We start from the raw sequence: 610 nt of genomic DNA, 5'->3' as shown, positions 1-610 counted from the left end.
CTTGCTCTTGTGCCTCTTGATAAACTGCCAACTCTTCTGGGGTGATGTAAAATGGTGAATATGCCAAGGGTTACTCCTTGGTTGTTGTTAGTTCAGATTTAGATTTTTCAATCTCAGATTCCGTTTGCCACTTGCCGTTGTAAAGGTATTCACGTTCTGGGAGCGGGGCTTTTGAAGCTCTTAAATCAAATACCTCATCGGTTTGATATTCTTTATAACAAACTGGCGTGCCAAACAGTCTAGCCTCTGGCTTAGCTTCAAATAGCTTTTTGTGGTCGGCGACTTCCGTACAGTCAAGCTTATATTCTGTAGCTAGCTGATTGACCATAGACTCTAAGTCAGACACGGTTTTGAAAAATACGTAATAGTGGAATCGGTTGTGTAAGCGTGAAATCTTAGTATGTTCTATATTAATATATTCGCATGTGTCATGCTTAAAAAAGAACTTAATTACTTTTCTTTTCTTATTGTAATCAGCAAAGAGCCAGTCTTCACGTTCTCCGACCCTCACTTCTGTTGGTTCATCTGGTTGGCGTTTAAGCATTTTAAAGGAGACTAATATAAAAGCACCAGCGCCTGCTAACGCCATCGGGCCAACCATCGCTACCAT

General features: G+C 40.8%; 1 pseudogene. It reads right to left on the bottom strand.

Features of this window, described 5'->3' with window-relative positions:
* Nucleotides 1–70: 70 nt before the first annotated feature.
* Nucleotides 71–610: pseudogene (locus R7P74_RS27585) on the bottom strand (hypothetical protein); the annotation flags it as partial.

Source organism: Vibrio sp. 2033, assembly GCF_033339735.1.
The sequence above is the reverse complement of the archived record's forward strand: the minus strand, read 5'-3'. Positions and strand labels throughout refer to the sequence as shown.